General features: G+C 52.8%; 1 protein-coding gene. It reads right to left on the reverse strand.

All coding sequences use genetic code 11. The annotated features are described in order from the left end of the window. Positions 1 to 56: 56 nt before the first annotated feature. On the reverse strand, positions 57 to 1,025 hold the full coding sequence (locus KCR01S_RS23600; protein ID WP_000654812.1) for an IS5-like element IS903B family transposase: 969 nt from the start codon (positions 1,023 to 1,025) through the stop codon (positions 57 to 59). Between the last annotated feature and the right edge of the window lie 32 nt (positions 1,026 to 1,057).

Consider the following 1,057-nt stretch of genomic DNA (forward strand, 5'->3'; position numbering starts at 1 on the left):
GGCTTTGTTGAATAAATCAGATTTCGGGTAAGTCTCCCCCGTAGCGGGTTGTGTTTTCAGGCAATACGCACGCTTTCAGGCATACCTGCTTTCGTCATTTTGTTCAGCGCTCGTACCAGGGCCATAGCCTCCGCAACCTGACCATCGTAGTCACGCAGCGTCAGTGAACCCCCGAACAGCTGTTTTACCCGGTACATCGCCGTTTCCGCTATCGAGCGACGGTTGTAATCTGTTGTCCATTTCCACCGCGCATTACTCCCGGTCATTCGCTGATTAGCCACTGCACGGTTACGGTCTGCATATTCACCGGGCCAGTAACCCGCACCTTTTCGGGGAGGGATAAGCGCGCTGATTTTCTTACGCCGCAGTTCATCGTGACAGAGCCGGGTATCGTAAGCGCCATCGGCGGCGGCTGACCTGATTTTCCGGTGGGTTTGCCGGATTAACCCGGGGAAGGCCTCTGAGTCCGTAACGTTGTTCAGCGACAGGTCAGCGCAGATGATTTCATGTGTTTTACTGTCAACGGCGAGATGCAGCTTACGCCAGATACGGCGGCGTTCCTGGCCATGCTTTTTGACTTTCCACTCGCCTTCACCGAAGACCTTCAGCCCGGTGGAATCAATTACCAGGTGTGCGATTTCACCCCGGGTGGGCGTTTTGAAACTGACATTAACCGACTTTGCCCGCCTGCTGACACAGCTGTAATCCGGGCAGCGTAGCGGAACGTTCATCAGAGAAAAAATGGAATCAATAAAGCCCTGCGCAGCCCGCAGGGTCAGCCTGAATACGCGTTTAATGACCAGCACAGTAGTGATGGCAAGGTCAGAATAGCGCTGAGGTCTGCCTCGTGAAGAAGGTGTTGCTGACTCATACCAGGCCTGAATAGCTTCATCATCCAGCCAGAAAGTTATGGAGCCACGGTTGATGAGGGCTTTATTGTAGGTGGGCCAATTGGTGATTTTGAACTTTTGCTTTGCCACGGAACGGTCTGCGTTGTCGGGAAGATACGTGATCTGATCCTTCAACTCAGCAAAAGTTCGATTTATTCAACAAAGCC

The sequence above is a fragment of the Kluyvera cryocrescens NBRC 102467 genome (genome assembly GCF_001571285.1).
Lineage (GTDB): Bacteria > Pseudomonadota > Gammaproteobacteria > Enterobacterales > Enterobacteriaceae > Kluyvera > Kluyvera cryocrescens.